This is a genomic window from Chryseobacterium caseinilyticum (genome assembly GCF_014837145.1).
GTDB classification, from domain to species: domain Bacteria; phylum Bacteroidota; class Bacteroidia; order Flavobacteriales; family Weeksellaceae; genus Chryseobacterium; species Chryseobacterium caseinilyticum.
The window spans coordinates 572,269-587,221 of record NZ_JACYFS010000001.1 but is presented as its reverse complement, the minus strand read 5'-3'; the positions used below and the strand labels follow the sequence as shown (position 1 = coordinate 587,221).

The following is a 14,953-nucleotide window of genomic DNA, read 5'->3' as shown; positions in this document are numbered from 1 at the left end:
AAAAAATGTCTAAAAAAGGAAATACAGCAGGAATTTTAGCAGGATTATTAGCAGGTGCCGCAGCTGGCGTAGTTTTAGGAATGCTTTACGCTCCTGAGGAAGGTAAAGAGACAAGAAAAAAAATTAAAACAAAAGCTAGCGATCTGAAAGATCAGGCTAAAAATAAATACGGAGAAGTTTCTGACAAAGTAAAAGAGCAGTACGACAATATCTCGACTACTTTTAAAGATACTGCAAATAATGTAGCACATACCGTAAAAGACGGTTATGACAAGTACAAAGACCAAATCGTATCCAAAACTTCAGACGTTGTAAAGGATGTGGAAAACGGTCTTAATGATTTGAAATAATTTATTTTCACAACAATATAGTTGAAGGAACTTTGAATTAAAGTTCCTTTTTTTGTAACTTTAAAAACAAAAATAATGGTAGAAACTCTAAAAGAATATGCAACGAAAAGGCTAGATCTTATCAAGATACAGGCTACCGAAAAAACCTCCATCTCAGCGGGAATCATCGCTTATCTTATCATATTTCTTATTGCGTTTGCCTTTTTTATCATCTTATTCAATTTTGGATTGGCTTATTTAATCGGCAAAGCCCTGGATAACACCGCTTATGGTTTTCTGATTGTTGCAGCATTCTACGTTGTCCTGATGATGGCTGTCGCTGTTCTGAAGAAAAAAATAGTCAATATTATCGCTGATAAAGTGGTGCAATTTATAAATCATTAATATTATGAGTGTAAATTTTAACAGTCTTGAAGAACTTAAGAGAAAGAAAAAACTTCTGCAGGCAGAAGTAGATGATCTTGAAGCACTCCTTACCTTTAAGAATGCTAAAGAGAGCTTAAGTGCCTTTACAAACGGCTTTACTGACCAATATCTGAAAGAAAAAACGGATGAAGACGGTGAAGAAAAAACAGTTCTCAGAAAAGATGTTATTGCAAAGCAGGTAACTTCTGAGGTTAAAAATATGATCTTCAGCAAAAATGCTGCGATTGGCTTGGCCAACTCCGCATTTAAAGGTGACGCGCTGGAAGGTCTGATAAAACTGGGTACCACTGCATTGGTTGCCAATTATGCCAAGAAAAATCTGAAAAGCAGCAACTGGAAGAAAAAAGCAATAGGTGTTGCGATGATTTATCTTGCCCCGGTAGCTTTGAAATTTTTAAGAAATAAACTCGAAGCATATCAGAAATCGAAAAGTGTTTCCAGTATGGAACAGCTTATATGAGTTTTAGTGTTGGAGAGTCGGAGTGTTTGAGTTATCAAGAGTCCTCCTGCTCTCTAATTCTATAAAAAAACTTCCTAATGAGCAACTCAACTGCTCTACAACCCTAAGACCCTCAAACTTCACAGAACAACGCTACCATTCTCAAACTCTATCACCCTTCAACCCTAAAAAGCTGTCCTAAAATAATTCCCGCAGCCATTGAAACGTTAAGGCTTTCTGTGGACTGTGATTTCCCAAATCTTGGGATAGAAATACTTTCAGTCAAAAATTTTTCAGTTTCGGAACGCATACCGTTGCCCTCATTTCCTAAAATTAAATTGATTCTTTCAGGCTTTTTAAAACTGTAAATATTCTCGCCTGTCATATCCGTTCCAATATTCTGATTCCTGGTTTCCGATAAATATTCAGGAAGATTTTTATATACAATATTCACTCGTGTAAATGAGCCCATCGTAGCCTGAATTACTTTAGGATTATAAAAATCTACAGTATCTTCACTACACACAATCTGCTCAATTCCGAACCAGTCTGCCAAACGGATTATCGTTCCCAGATTTCCGGGATCCTGAATTCCATCCAAAACAATCTGAAAATCTTTTTCCTCAAAATCTTTTTTATCATCCAGAAAACATACCGCAACAGAATCTTTTGGATTTTGCAGGAAACTTATTTTCTTCAGTTCACTTTCGGAAATTGGTATGCCTGAAATATCTTTTAAAACCAATCTTTCCGGATCGGTGGAAAATATTTCTTTAATTTTATAGTTAGATTGGGGAAGTTCGGAAATGATTTTGTTGCCTTCAACCAAAAACAAATTGTATTTTTGCCTGAACTTCTTTTTATCAAGAGACTGTAAAATTTTTATTGTATGAGCTGTAAGCATTATAAGAAATCTCCTCAAAAGTATTATAAAATTCTTTCATTTGCAACATTTATTATTCTACTTTATGCCTGCAGTACGACCAAAAAAGTGCCAGATGGAGAGTATCTTCTTACCAGCAATACTTTCGAATTTGAAGACGGCAAACAGCCTTTTGATGATGAACTGAAAGATTACGTTCAGCAAAAACCGAATAAAAAACAGCTCTTATTTGTTCCGTTGAGTCTTTGGTTTTACAATGCCGCCAATCCTAAATACGATACGGTTTTAAATGAATACATGACCTATCCCAGCGAAATGAGAAATCAGAAGCTGAGAGATTCACTGTTCATAAAATACAATATGCAGAGCAGTGTCGGAAAAAGTCTCTTTATGGACAGACTTTACCACAACTGGGGAAGCCCTCCCGTAATTTTTGACGAGACAAGAACCGAAAAAAGTGCAGAATCAATCGAAAAAAGACTGACGTACAGAGGTTTTTGGGATGGAGAAGTCATTGCTTCGGACAAGAAAGATTCTACAAATAAAAAGGCAAGTGTGAATTATACGATAAAGCACAACAGCCCTACAATCATCAAAGATTATTATTACAATATTCCGGATCTCGCAATTAAGTCACACTTTAAAGACAACATTTCTAAAACTACAATCAAAAAAGGTGATATTCTTGATCAGACCAATCTTGAAAAAGAGGTGACGAGGATCAACGAAATCATGCGGAGCCGCGGATATTACAGATTCAACAGTGCAAATAATGAAGTTTATTTTGTAGCAGATTCCCTGAAGAGCAGAAAAGAAGTTCCGTTGACCCTTGAAATTCATAAAGACTCAGTAAATACTCCATACAAAGTGGCAACCATTGGTAACATCGATGTTGCAGTAGTGGATGATATTTCAGATTATTACGAAAAAAGAACAACACAGGACAGCCTCAGAAGAATACGTTTCCATAAAATGGATAACCGTTACAAAAATCAGGCTTTATGGCGCGCGGTCATTGAAGATAACAAATCTGTTTATGATCAGAAAAAACTTAACCTGACCAAACGTAACTTTTTAGCAATGAACAATTTCAGCGTTTTGAAATCTGAAGTTGATTACAGAAAAGATGACGGCGGAAAAATAAGTGACAGCATTATTGATGTGTTATACATTCTGAAACCTTTAGATAAATTTGAACTGAAACTGGGAACGGATATCAATTATTCCCAACTATTGAATTTAGGAATTTCTCCGTCTGTAGATCTCACTACTAGAAACATTTTTGGCGGTGCAGAAAACCTTACAACAAGTCTTTCAGGAACTTTCGGAAGAATTGTGAACCCGAGAGATATCAGTAAGAGAATTGGTGCCTACGAAATTTCAGCTCAGGCATCGCTCCAGTTTCCACGACTGCTTTTACCATTCTCTTATTACAAATTGATTCCTAAGCGGTACACTCCTACTTCATCTATTGTTTTGGGAGCTTCGGTACAGAATAACATTGGTTTGGGAAGAGTCAATTTTAATACTGGTCTAAATTATTTTGCCAATGTAAACGATCAGGTTTCTCACAGACTTTCACTTTTTAACACGCAGTTCAGTTTAACCAAAAATAAAGACAGCTATTACGATTTTTTCGTGGGTGACGATAATATAAGAAGAGCCGCTTTTGATGATTATTTTGTCTATAATCCTCAATTAGGTCAGCAGTTTTATGCAGGTCAGCTTACAAGAGATCAGGTTTCTATGATGATTCTGCAGGACGAAGGGTATGTAAATACACTCAATCAGGAACAGGCAGACCGACTTCTGTCTTTTTCAGGAACTTTGGTGAACAAAGACAGGCAGACGCAGGATGTTATTATCTCATCGATGATATACAACTTTGTTTATAATGAAATTGGTAAAAAAGACTATCCAAATGCTTTCTATTTTAACGGAAAAGTAGAATTGGCAGGAAATATTCCGAGTATTTTTAATCAGAAAAGAGATGAAGGCGGCGTTGTAACAAGTCCACAGAAAACGATCTTCGGAATTCCTTATGCGCAATTTGTGAAATTTGATTTCGATGTAAGAAAATATTTTAAAGTCAATGGAAATCAGACCTTAGCTCTCAGACAGTTTGTAGGTGTCGGTATTCCATACGGAAACTCTTCATCTATGCCGTTTATACGTTCTTATTTCAACGGAGGTTCTAACGATATCAGAGCCTGGGTTGCCTTCGGTGGTTTAGGTCCGGGAGATTCACAAATTGACGAGCGTGTACGTACTTATCTGATGGGAAATGTAAAACTGACAACGAATATTGAATACCGTCTGCCTTTTAATGATATGTACGAAGGAGCGATATTTACAGACATCGGTAACATTTGGAATCTTGAAGACAGCGGTTTTGATGATCAGTTTAAATTCAACAAATTCATCCGCCAGATGGGTGTAGGAAGTGGATTGGGATTGAGAGTGAATATTGCTTACATCACTTTGAGATTAGACCTTGCCTATAAAATGTACGACCCCAATAAACCGGATGCAGAACGATGGAGATTAAAATACTTCCAGCCTCTGAAACCGACGATGAACATCGCATTCGGATATCCGTTTTAAATTTAATCAGGCGAAATTCCCAGTATAAAATAAGCAACAGCAGCCACTCTTGCGAGGCTTTCTCTGGATTGATTTCTGTAGAAACTTTCAGGTTTTGATACATCCTGAGCATCAAAACCTAAAGCATTCATCGAATTGTTTCTGGCAAAAAAAAGTGCCCGCAAATTGTGAAATCCCTGCGAAACGATGATGACGTTTTTCTTTTCGTACGTGTTTTTGCAGCGGAGAATACTTTTATAAGTGTTAAAACCTTTCGGATCTTCAACGATGATGTGCTCAGGAACTCCTTCCTGATAAATCAGATAATTTTTCATCGCTGCAGGCTCATCGTAACCCTGACTTTTTTCGCCGCTTACGATGATGGTTTTTATTTTCCCATGATGATACAGCAGAGCCGCAGCATCCATTCTTTTGGTAAAATACGGATTTGAAATTCCTGATCTCATTCTTGGCGACGTTCCCAAAACCAAAGCCACTTCACGGGGCGGAATTTTTGAAATCTTGGTGTACGTTCTGCCGTTGGTCAACCCAAAAACCCACGCATTGCATAAAGCCATCAGAAGAATGATGACTTCTGATGAGAGTAAAATAAATTTGAATATGTTTTTAATGATTCTCAATTGAAATCAAAATTAAGCTTTATTTTTTTAGTTTTGGCAATTGACATGCAGGCTAAGATTTTTCCCTGAGCTTCTTCTTTCTCCGTTAAATATTCATTCTCCAAAAGTTCCACTTCTCCTTCTTCCAGAAAACACTCACAGCTTCCACAAATTCCTGACTTGCAGGAGTATGGCACCGGAAATTTCTGAATTAAAAGCTGTTGAAGAATTTTTTCTCTGTTATCGGGAAGTTCAGTCTGAAAATTTTTCCCAAGCATTGTGTATTCAACTTCAATATTTTCTATCAAAGGAAATTCTTTTTCGACCGGATAAATATCTTCATTAAATTCTTCAAAAAGTTCAAAATGAATATTGTTTTTCGGAATTCCATGATGGTAGCAGGCATTGGCAAGACTTTTTATCATTTTACCTTTTCCACAAATCAAAACTTCGTCCACTGCATCCCAAATCGTAGATTCTTCATCAGTATCATCTAAATGCAAAATCTGATTTATAATTAAATTTAATTTTTTCTCATCAATTCTTCCCGAAAAAAAAGAATTAGAAGTGTTTTCCTGCGAGAAAAAATAATAGATCTGAAGTCTGTCACCATAAAAACGGGCAAGCTGATCCAGTTCTTCACGGTAAGCAAGATTTTCAAAATTTTTATTTCCGTAAAAAAGAAAAAGACGCGTTCTCGGTTCCTGATAAAGAATATTTTTGAAATGGCTCAGAATCGGAGTAATACCAATTCCTGCCGCAAAGCCTACAATCGTTCTGAACTCGCTCGGCTTTGAAACAAGAGTAAACCTTCCTGCAGGTTTGCTGACGTACATCAAATCACCTTCATTGTATTGATTGTGAATCAGTGAAGCGGAACTTTTATCTGAATTAATTTTAAGTCCCAGACTAATTTTATTTTCAAAAGGAGCTGCAGTTATTGAATAATCATTAATATATTCTGCACCGTCTTTCTCCGTCAGTACCGTAACATACTGACCGGCATCAAATGAAAAAAGACCGGCCAGATCAGTAGGAATCTCAAATTCCAGAGAGAAAGTATTTTTGGTCAGGTCTTGCTTTTTAGCTATTTTTAACGGGTGAAATTCCGTGAGTTTGCCTTTGTAAATTTGCTGTTTCATAAGTTCATTCCAAAAATAAATAAAAAAATATGAAGACAATCATTTTGTCAGCATTTGTTTTGGTCGCTTTATCTGCCTGTAAAAAGGAGACCACAAATACCGAAAATAATTCTGAAACTGAAGACTCCATTTCTCAGGTCGTTGAAAAACCTGCAGCAAAGCCTTTACCGGAGGTCAGTCCTGCAAAAACTGCAGATTTTCTGGGGAAGAAAAATGACACGCTTTACGTTACCAACTTTTTTGCAACCTGGTGCGGGCCATGTGTGCAGGAAATTCCACATTTTAAAAAGAAAATTGAAGAATTCAAAGGTCAGCCTGTAAAAATCACTTTTGTAAGTCTCGATCAGAAGGAAGTTTGGAATTCAAAAGTTCCGGCATTTACTCAGGAACACGGCATTGAAAATCACACCGTTTTATTGGATGGTCAGCTTTTAAATCAAAACTTTTTCTCTTCCAATTTTAAAGAATGGACTGGAAGTGCAATTCCTTTTACTTTCATGAGAAAAGGAGACAAAACCGTTGAAACTTTAGGAAATATCAGTGAGCAGCAGCTTAACGAAAAAATGGCCAGTCTTTTAAAATAAATTTCAGAGAGTCAGATTAAAAATGTCAAAAAAATTCAAAATCCTGTGTTTTATATTAATTGTAGCAATCATTTTCATTTCTATAATTAATTTGAATACAGGATTTTTAAATCTCAATTTTAATGATTTTTTAAGTGATACATCAAACAACCAGATTGCTGAAATTCGTGTAAACCGTGTTTTGGCGATGTTGCTGGCAGGAATTTCAATTCCAACTTCGGGATTTCTGATGCAGGAGTATTTTCAGAATCCTCTTGCCGGACCGGACATATTAGGTATTACTTCCGTTGCGAGTTTATCTGTTGCGTTCTATATTTTTTTTTCAGACAATATTTTGCTCCCTGAATTTTTGCAGAACAGTTTTTTGAGCATCTCTGCAATTATTGGAAGTTTACTTCTGATGCTTATTTTGTTGTCAATGTCCAATAAATTCCAGGATAAATCATATTTGATTATTTTTGGATTTCTGGTTTCTGCTTTTGCCGGAGCGATTGTTTCACTGCTTCAGTTTTACGCCGAAAATCAAAGTTTAAAAAACTACATTTTATGGTCATTTGGTGCCAATAACATGGTTTCCCGAAATCAAATAACTGTATTGTCAATTTTAGTTGGAGCTGGATTATTTTTCTGTTTTAAAACGATAAAACCATTAATCGGAAATTCCCTCGGAACTTCATATGCGCAGAGTTTCGGTGTAAATCTAAATCATCTGAAGCTGCTAATCATTGCTACGTCTTCCCTGCTGTCGGCTTCTGTAACAGCTTTTTTAGGACCTATTTTATTTATTGGAATCATTGTTCCACACTTCTGCCGGTTAATTTACAATCCCGCGAAACTATGGCAACAATGGTTTCTGAATATGTTTTTGGGAATGCTCATCATGCTGATATTCTCAATTGCTGCCGAAAAAACGCAGATTCCACTAAATGTGATCAGTTCCGTTTTTGGAATTCCTGTCATTTTGATGATGCTTTTGAGGCAGAATAAAGTTTGAAAGTGAGTTGTGAATGGATCAATAATGAATTTTTTAAATTTCCTGCAGATTTTACAAATGACGCATATGTTTGAATATTTTTTAATTTAATATCTGAAAAACACGTACACTTTGTCTTTCCGTACAACCCTAAACCAATTTAACGGAGGGATTTTCATTATGACAAAATAATAAGCAGATGAATACCAGAATAATATATAAGAAATTAATTATTGCTAATATAATTTTGTTCGCATTTAGCGTGGCATTTCTGGAATATTCAAAGCTGTTCAGAATGAGCACAGACAAGCATTGGATTTACTCCTTCGGTCATAATTGGTGGTTTATGATTGGAATACCTGCAGCATTTTTTGGATCATTAATTTTAGGGATTTTAAGTTTAGTAGATATTGAAGAACATAAATTTTTATACTTTACTTTTAGTCTTGTCCCTCTTATTTTATTTGTTATTTTTATTTCTGTTTAACCATGCACCTACAAATTAACCAAGCCAGTATCGGCTACGACAAAACCCTTATTTCAAATGCCAACGCATCTTTGAAACTGGGCGATGTCTGTCTGCTGATCGGAAATAATGGTGTAGGAAAAACGACGTTAATAAAATCCATTCTCCATCAGAATCCTTTGTTGGGTGGAGAAATTTTAATTGACAATAAAAACGTAAAAGATTTATCTGTAAAAGAAATTGCTGAAAATATTGCCATTGTTTTTTCTAAAGCAGTAATTCCACAAAATTATACTGTTGAAGACTTGATCTCGCTGGGTAAATACATACACTATCCGTATTATTTTGAATTGAATCAAAATGACAGAAAAGAGGTTTCAGATATTCTCCATGAACTCGATTTAACGCAGTATAAAAACACGCCTCTCAAAAATCTGTCAGACGGAAATCTTCAGAAAGCATTTATTGGCAGAGCTCTGACGCAGAATTCTCCAATAATTATTTTAGATGAACCCACCACACATTTAGACGAAAAAAATAAAATTATCATTCTCAAAACGCTGAGAAAACTCGCTAAAAAACAAAATAAATTAATTCTGTTCTCCTCTCACGACTGGCGCCTGGCAAAGGAATTTGCAGATAAAATCTGGTATATAAAAGATCAGAACCTGTACTCCGGGATTGTGGAAGATGTTCTTCTTCAGCACGAAGAACTAACCAATGCCTCACTTTTCAACATTAACAAAAATTTTGTTGCGCCACTAATTAATTCTCCCGAAATTCAGAAGGAAATGCTGTTCTCACTACTGCAGAAAAATTTCCAGAAAGATCTTTCTCAGATCAAATTTACATTTCACGACAACTTTTGGATTGTCTCACACTCAAATTCTACACTCAAATGTGAATCTTTTGCAGAAATCTTAAAAATCGTTCAAAACATTCATTAACAGACCAATATCATTATGGATCTTACATACTATGCATGCATAGTATTATGCTTTTCATACAAATTAACGTTCTATCTACCAGTATATTAACAAATTTTAACTTTATAAAGTGTTATGCATGCATAATATTTATTAAATTTGAATTACACCATAACACATAAAAAGTATGGATCAGAACAACAAAGAAAAAACCGAAAATATCGATCTCATTCTGAAGCAAACATGGATTTCAGTACAGAAAATGTATTCAGATCTTGCTCAGGAGTACGATTCCACTGCTGTACAGGCACTTACACTTTTGAAGATCGATCCCAAGGAAGGAACCAGAAGCACCAATCTTGGTCCTAAAATGGCCATCGAGCCCACTTCTCTGACGCGAATTATTAAACTTTTGGAAGACAACGGTTACATCTACAAAGAAAAAACCACACAGGATAAGCGCGAAGTGATAATAAAACTCACAGATAAAGGACTGAACTCAAGAAATTTATCTAAAGAAGTCGTAGTCAACTTCAACAAGAGAGTCATGGAAAAAATAGATCCTGAAAAACTGGAAGTTTTTAAAGAAGTCATGACCGAGATTATGAAAATATCTAATGACCTGAATAATAAGAAATAGTTTTAAAGATTCAGACTATTATTCACATAGCCATTGAGATTGTAGGAGCTAGTTGTTTTTTATGGCGACTTTGACTGCGCTGAACAGCGATTTTTAAAATTATTTTTTGGGCCGTTTTGAACTTCGTTCGTAAACTTAGACAAAGCATTTGCTTATTCTCGTTTATGCCCTCCGTTCCCGCTTTTTTGCAAATTTCCCATTGCTTTTACAGGCCTTAAAATTGCAAAAATAGCACCACTCAGGTCGGGCTGCGACAGATTCGCTATGAGAAAGAGGAAGGGAAAAAGTAAAAAGAATCAGGCTATAAATTAACTCATTAATTAATCAAAATAATAAAATCTACATATGAAAAGACGAATCAAACACGTAACGGTTTTAGGTTCCGGAATTATGGGAAGCGGTATTGCTGCGCACTTTGCCAACATTGGCGTGCAGGTTTCACTGCTTGACATTGTTCCGTTTGAATTAAATGAAGCCGAACAGAAAAAAGGTTTGACGAAAGAAGACAAAACTGTTCGAAACAGAATTGCTTCCGAAAACTTTGAAAAACTGAAAAAAGCAAGTCCGGCACTCCTCTATTCTCCGAAATTTGCGGAGAGAATTAAAGTCGGAAATTTTGATGATGATTTACAGAAAATTAAAGACACCGACTGGATTATTGAGGTTGTCGTTGAAAAACTTGACATCAAAAAATCGGTTTACGAAAAAATCGAACAGTTCAGAAAACCGGGAACTTTGGTTTCATCCAATACTTCGGGAATTCCAATCAATATGTTGGTGGAAGGACGAAGCGATGATTTCAAAAAATATTTTGCAGGAACTCACTTTTTCAATCCGGTAAGATATTTACCATTGTTAGAAGTAATTCCAACCAAAGAAACCGATCCGGAAATTGCTGAATTCTACATGAATTACGGAGCAAAATTCTTAGGAAAAACGACGGTTTTAGCAAAAGACACTCCGGCATTTATCGCCAACCGAATCGGAGTTTTTTCAATGATGGATTTGTTGCACAATGTTCAGAAATTAGGTTTAAATGTTTCTGATGTTGATAAATTAACCGGTCCGGTTATCGGCCGCCCGAAATCTGCAACCTTCAGAACTGCTGATGTTGTCGGTTTGGATACTTTGGTAATGGTTGCGAATGGTGTCCGTCAAAGCGGGGCTGAAGCAAATGACTTCAACAATGTTTTTTCCCTTCCTGACTATATTCAGAAAATGGTAGATAACAAATGGTTGGGTTCAAAAACTGAGCAAGGTTTCTATAAAAAAGTGAAAGGTGCCGATGGAAAATCTGAAATTCACGGATTAAATCTGGATACTTTGGAATACGAACTTCAAGGCAAATCTTCTTTCCCAACTTTAGAATTAACGAAAAATATCGACAAACCGATAGACAGATTTAAAGTATTAATCGGTGGAAAAGACAAAGCCGGAGAGCTTTACAGAAAGTCTGTAGGTGCCTTGTTCGCGTACGTGTCTCACAAAGTTCCGGAAATTTCTGATGAAGTTTACAAAATCGATGATGCAATGAGAGCTGGTTTCGGTTGGGAAAACGGTCCTTTTGAAATTTGGGATGCAGTTGGCGTTGAAAAAGGAATTGAACTGGCACAAGAAGCCGGTTACGAAGTTTCGGACTGGGTGAAAAGTGTGGAATCATTCTACAAAGTTAATGAAGACGGACAAAGCATTTTCTTCGATAAAAACTCGGGAAACTACAATAATATTCCGGGTCAGGAATCATTTATCATTTTAGATAATATCAGAAAAAACAAGACACTATGGAGTAACTCAGGTTCTTCCATTGAAGATTTGGGCGACGGAATTATCAATTTTGAAATCCGTTCTAAAATGAATTCTTTGGGCGGTGAAGTTTTGGACGGCTTAAACCGGGCCATCGATTTAGCTGAAAAAGAATACGACGGATTGGTGATCGGAAACCAGGGAACGAATTTCTCTGTTGGAGCCAATTTAGCCATGATTTTAATGATGGCCATCGAGCAGGATTGGGATGATCTGAATATGGCAATTGCGTATTTCCAGAAATCAATGATGAGAGTTCGTTATTCTTCAATTCCTGTCGTAGTTGCTCCTCACGGAATGACTTTAGGCGGTGGATGCGAAATGACGATGCACGCAGACCGCGTTGTTGCAGCCGCAGAAACTTACATCGGATTGGTTGAAACCGGAGTTGGTGTAATTCCTGGCGGTGGCGGAACGAAAGAATTTGCTTTGAGAACTTCCAGAGAATTCCACAGCGATGACGTGAAAAACAACCGTCTCCGTGAAGCTTTCATGAACATTGCAATGGGAAAAGTCGCTACTTCAGCTTACGAAGCTTACGATATGGGAATTCTTGAAAAAGGAAAAGACATCGTAGTTGTTGACAAGAGGACGCAGATTATGACCGCAAAAATGATGGCGAAAAGTTTGGCAGAGCACGGATACACACAACCGATCGAACAAACCGTAAAAGTTCTTGGAAAAGATGCTTTAGGAATATTCTATGTTGGGACTGATCAGATGTTAACCGGTAATTTCATCTCTGAACACGATAAGAAAATCGCAGATAAATTAGCCAACGTTTTAGTAGGTGGAAATCTTTCCGAACCAACAGTTGTGACCGAACAGTATTTATTGAATCTTGAGAGAGAAACTTTCTTACAGCTTTGTGGAGAGAGAAAAACTTTGGAGAGAATTCAGTTTATGTTGCAGAAAGGAAAGCCGTTGAGAAATTAATTTTTTGTACAAAGTAAAAAGTATTAACGTAAAAGTATTTGCTATGCACAATTTCAGACAATTAGAAGTTTGGAAAAAATCTATTCAACTTTGTAAAACATATTATTTCTTTTCAAAAGAATTTCCTAAAGATGAATTATTTGGCCTTACATCTCAATCCAGAAGATCATTGTATTAGATTCGATCTAATATTGCTGAAGGAGCTGGAAGAGATACAAATGCTCAGTTTTCACATTTTTTAAATATTGCTTTAGGTTCTTCTTTTGAGTTCGAAACACAGATAATTATTGCAAATGAATGTGAATTTTTTCCACAGGAAAAATTCGAAATTGTTCTTACTGAAATTCAGCATATACAAAATATGATTATTAAACTGAAACAAGTTTATTCAAGTTAAAACTTTTAAAAATACATTGTACTTTATACATAAATACATATTACAATTATGAGACAAGCATATATAATCAAGGGATTTCGTACAGCGGTCGGAAAAGCGCCAAAAGGTTCGCTCCGATTCACGCGTCCCGACGTAATGGCAGCAACAGTTATCGAGAAACTCATGGCAGCCGTTCCGCAATTAGATAAAGACAGAATCGATGATTTAATCGTTGGAAACGCAATGCCGGAAGCTGAACAGGGTTTAAATGTGGCGCGTTTAATTTCTTTGATGGGATTAAACACCGACAAAGTTCCGGGAGTGACTGTGAACAGATATTGTGCATCTGGTAGTGAAGCGATTGCGATTGCTTCGGCGAAAATTCAGGCAGGAATGGCTGATTGTATCATCGCAGGAGGCACAGAATCAATGTCATACATTCCGATGGGTGGTTACAAACCCGTTCCGGAAACGGAAATTGCTAAGTCAAACCCTGATTATTATTGGGGAATGGGTTATACGGCTGAAGAAGTTGCAAAACAATTCAATATTACCCGTGAAGAGCAGGATCAATTTGCTTTTGAATCGCATCAAAAAGCTCTGAAAGCAAATCAGGAAGGTCGTTTTGCAAATCAAATAGCATCCATCCCTGTAGAATATAATTTTTTGGATGAAAATCAGAAAATGCAGACCAAAAAATTCGATTTTGCGGTGGATGAAGGTCCGAGATTAGACACTTCTTTGGAAGGTTTGGCTAAATTAAAACCAGTCTTCGCCAACGGAGGAAGCGTAACTGCCGGAAACTCTTCTCAAATGAGTGACGGAGCAGCTTTCGTGATCGTGATGTCTGAAGAAATGGTAAAAGAATTAGGATTGGAGCCTGAAGCAAGATTAGTTGCTTACGCTGCGGCCGGACTTGAGCCAAGAATTATGGGTATGGGACCTATTTATGCGATTCCAAAGGCTTTAAAACAGGCAGGTTTGCAGTTGAAAGATATTGAATTGATTGAATTGAATGAAGCTTTTGCTTCTCAATCGGTTGCGATTAAAAAAGAACTGAACTTAAATCCAGATATTTTGAATGTAAATGGTGGCGCAATTGCTCTCGGGCATCCGCTTGGCTGTACCGGAACAAAATTGACCGTCCAGCTTCTCGACGAAATGAGAAAACGTGGAAATAAATATGGAATGGTTTCTATGTGCGTTGGAACGGGACAAGGAGCGGCGAGTATTTTTGAACTTCTTTAGTAATGTCAACAGGTAAAAAGATTTCCACATTTATTATCTTTTCAATAGTGTTGATAATTTATTTCTTTGGTTATAATTATGATTATAAAAGTAGTTACATCATCTCTGTTGGATTCTTTCTTTTGTTATTATTTAGCTATGTAGGATTAACATTATCTACATATGAAAGAATAGCTGGTGAAAATCCTGGAAGTTTCTTTTTTAATCCCTGGAAAAAAATTAGATATATTGTTTTAAGTTCTTTGTTAACTATTACTCTTGTAATTTTAATTTTTAGTACAATTTTTATTTCACTAGAATTATCGAAAAACAGGAAAAATAAGTTTTTAAATTCTTCAGAAACAAAAAATATTGAAGGACTTATATCTAAAACAGACAGCATTCCGCAAAGATATGGTAAAAGGCCTGTTGCATATTTAAATTATAAAATTAATGATAACGATTACGATTTTGAACTCAGTAATCCAGATGGAAAATATAAAGTAAAGCAAAAAGTTAAACTTAAATATTCTTTAGAACATCCAGATATGTTTGAAATTTTAGAATAATCTAACAAAA

15 protein-coding genes and 1 pseudogene are annotated in these 14,953 nt (G+C 36.1%); 13 read left to right on the top strand and 3 right to left on the bottom strand.

Going from position 1 to position 14,953, the window contains the following annotated elements:
• Positions 1-5: 5 nt before the first annotated feature.
• From IC610_RS02780 to IC610_RS02770, 3 genes are all read left to right on the top strand, one after another.
• The gene (locus tag IC610_RS02780; RefSeq protein ID WP_056079244.1) at positions 6-350 is read left to right on the top strand and encodes a YtxH domain-containing protein; all 345 of its coding nucleotides are present in this window, start codon (positions 6-8) and stop codon (positions 348-350) included.
• A 75-nt stretch (positions 351-425) separates the two neighbouring features.
• A complete protein-coding gene (locus IC610_RS02775) occupies positions 426-734 on the top strand; it encodes a phage holin family protein (RefSeq protein WP_191735132.1) in 309 nt (102 codons plus the stop codon).
• Between the two features lie 4 nt (positions 735-738).
• The gene (locus tag IC610_RS02770; protein WP_191735131.1) at positions 739-1,236 is read left to right on the top strand and encodes a phosphoribosyl-ATP pyrophosphatase; all 498 of its coding nucleotides are present in this window, start codon (positions 739-741) and stop codon (positions 1,234-1,236) included.
• 151 nt (positions 1,237-1,387) lie between these two features.
• On the opposite strand, the gene IC610_RS02765 is transcribed toward IC610_RS02770, so the two are convergent.
• Positions 1,388-2,119 carry a TrmH family RNA methyltransferase gene (locus IC610_RS02765; RefSeq protein ID WP_191735130.1) on the bottom strand — a complete coding sequence of 244 codons (732 nt, stop codon included), beginning with the start codon at positions 2,117-2,119 and terminating at the stop codon, positions 1,388-1,390.
• On the opposite strand from IC610_RS02765, the gene tamL reads away from it, so the two are divergent.
• Positions 2,105-4,702 (top strand): translocation and assembly module lipoprotein TamL, encoded by a 2,598-nt coding sequence (gene tamL / locus IC610_RS02760; protein WP_191735129.1) that lies wholly within the window; start codon positions 2,105-2,107, stop codon positions 4,700-4,702. The genes IC610_RS02765 and tamL overlap by 15 nt on opposite strands.
• 2 nt (positions 4,703-4,704) lie before the next feature.
• On the opposite strand, the gene IC610_RS02755 is transcribed toward tamL, so the two are convergent.
• Both IC610_RS02755 and IC610_RS02750 read right to left on the bottom strand, forming a co-directional pair.
• Positions 4,705-5,322, bottom strand: a complete 618-nt coding sequence (locus IC610_RS02755) for a SanA/YdcF family protein (protein ID WP_191735128.1) — start codon at positions 5,320-5,322, stop codon at positions 4,705-4,707.
• Positions 5,319-6,443, bottom strand: a complete 1,125-nt coding sequence (locus IC610_RS02750) for a 2Fe-2S iron-sulfur cluster-binding protein (protein ID WP_191735127.1) — start codon at positions 6,441-6,443, stop codon at positions 5,319-5,321. The genes IC610_RS02755 and IC610_RS02750 overlap by 4 nt, the downstream gene beginning before the upstream one ends.
• A 29-nt stretch (positions 6,444-6,472) precedes the next feature.
• Between IC610_RS02750 and IC610_RS02745 the strand changes: the two genes are divergently transcribed.
• The 9 genes and pseudogenes from IC610_RS02745 (at position 6,473) to IC610_RS02705 (ending at position 14,943) form a co-directional block, all read left to right on the top strand.
• A complete protein-coding gene (locus tag IC610_RS02745) occupies positions 6,473-7,027 on the top strand; it encodes a TlpA family protein disulfide reductase (RefSeq protein WP_191735126.1) in 555 nt (184 codons plus the stop codon).
• Between the two features lie 22 nt (positions 7,028-7,049).
• Positions 7,050-8,021 (top strand): FecCD family ABC transporter permease, encoded by a 972-nt coding sequence (locus tag IC610_RS02740; RefSeq protein WP_191735125.1) that lies wholly within the window; start codon positions 7,050-7,052, stop codon positions 8,019-8,021.
• Between the two features lie 178 nt (positions 8,022-8,199).
• A complete protein-coding gene (locus IC610_RS02735; protein ID WP_056079219.1) occupies positions 8,200-8,487 on the top strand; it encodes a hypothetical protein in 288 nt (95 codons plus the stop codon).
• A gap of 2 nt (positions 8,488-8,489) precedes the next feature.
• Positions 8,490-9,413 carry an ABC transporter ATP-binding protein gene (locus tag IC610_RS02730; RefSeq protein WP_191735124.1) on the top strand — a complete coding sequence of 308 codons (924 nt, stop codon included), beginning with the start codon at positions 8,490-8,492 and terminating at the stop codon, positions 9,411-9,413.
• A 166-nt stretch (positions 9,414-9,579) separates the two neighbouring features.
• The gene (locus tag IC610_RS02725) at positions 9,580-10,032 is read left to right on the top strand and encodes a MarR family winged helix-turn-helix transcriptional regulator (RefSeq protein ID WP_056079213.1); all 453 of its coding nucleotides are present in this window, start codon (positions 9,580-9,582) and stop codon (positions 10,030-10,032) included.
• A 345-nt stretch (positions 10,033-10,377) separates the two neighbouring features.
• The gene (locus IC610_RS02720; RefSeq protein WP_191735123.1) at positions 10,378-12,771 is read left to right on the top strand and encodes a 3-hydroxyacyl-CoA dehydrogenase/enoyl-CoA hydratase family protein; all 2,394 of its coding nucleotides are present in this window, start codon (positions 10,378-10,380) and stop codon (positions 12,769-12,771) included.
• A gap of 43 nt (positions 12,772-12,814) precedes the next feature.
• Positions 12,815-13,168: pseudogene (locus IC610_RS02715) on the top strand (four helix bundle protein).
• 48 nt (positions 13,169-13,216) lie between these two features.
• A complete protein-coding gene (locus IC610_RS02710; protein WP_191735122.1) occupies positions 13,217-14,395 on the top strand; it encodes a thiolase family protein in 1,179 nt (392 codons plus the stop codon).
• Between the two features lie 2 nt (positions 14,396-14,397).
• Positions 14,398-14,943, top strand: a complete 546-nt coding sequence (locus IC610_RS02705) for a hypothetical protein (protein WP_191735121.1) — start codon at positions 14,398-14,400, stop codon at positions 14,941-14,943.
• Positions 14,944-14,953: the final 10 nt, after the last annotated feature.

Bases quoted from the DNA above. Each gene is read 5' to 3' on its own strand.
- IC610_RS02780 (WP_056079244.1), top strand. From the start codon at position 6: ATGTCTAAAAAAGGAAATACAGCAGGAATTTTAGCAGGATTATTAGCA.
- IC610_RS02775 (WP_191735132.1), top strand. From the start codon at position 426: ATGGTAGAAACTCTAAAAGAATATGCAACGAAAAGGCTAGATCTTATC.
- IC610_RS02770 (WP_191735131.1), top strand. From the start codon at position 739: ATGAGTGTAAATTTTAACAGTCTTGAAGAACTTAAGAGAAAGAAAAAA.
- tamL (WP_191735129.1), top strand. From the start codon at position 2,105: ATGAGCTGTAAGCATTATAAGAAATCTCCTCAAAAGTATTATAAAATT.
- IC610_RS02765 (WP_191735130.1), bottom strand. From the start codon at position 2,119: ATGCTTACAGCTCATACAATAAAAATTTTACAGTCTCTTGATAAAAAG.
- IC610_RS02750 (WP_191735127.1), bottom strand. From the start codon at position 6,443: ATGAAACAGCAAATTTACAAAGGCAAACTCACGGAATTTCACCCGTTA.
- IC610_RS02745 (WP_191735126.1), top strand. From the start codon at position 6,473: ATGAAGACAATCATTTTGTCAGCATTTGTTTTGGTCGCTTTATCTGCC.
- IC610_RS02740 (WP_191735125.1), top strand. From the start codon at position 7,050: ATGTCAAAAAAATTCAAAATCCTGTGTTTTATATTAATTGTAGCAATC.
- IC610_RS02735 (WP_056079219.1), top strand. From the start codon at position 8,200: ATGAATACCAGAATAATATATAAGAAATTAATTATTGCTAATATAATT.
- IC610_RS02730 (WP_191735124.1), top strand. From the start codon at position 8,490: ATGCACCTACAAATTAACCAAGCCAGTATCGGCTACGACAAAACCCTT.
- IC610_RS02725 (WP_056079213.1), top strand. From the start codon at position 9,580: ATGGATCAGAACAACAAAGAAAAAACCGAAAATATCGATCTCATTCTG.
- IC610_RS02720 (WP_191735123.1), top strand. From the start codon at position 10,378: ATGAAAAGACGAATCAAACACGTAACGGTTTTAGGTTCCGGAATTATG.
- IC610_RS02710 (WP_191735122.1), top strand. From the start codon at position 13,217: ATGAGACAAGCATATATAATCAAGGGATTTCGTACAGCGGTCGGAAAA.
- IC610_RS02705 (WP_191735121.1), top strand. From the start codon at position 14,398: ATGTCAACAGGTAAAAAGATTTCCACATTTATTATCTTTTCAATAGTG.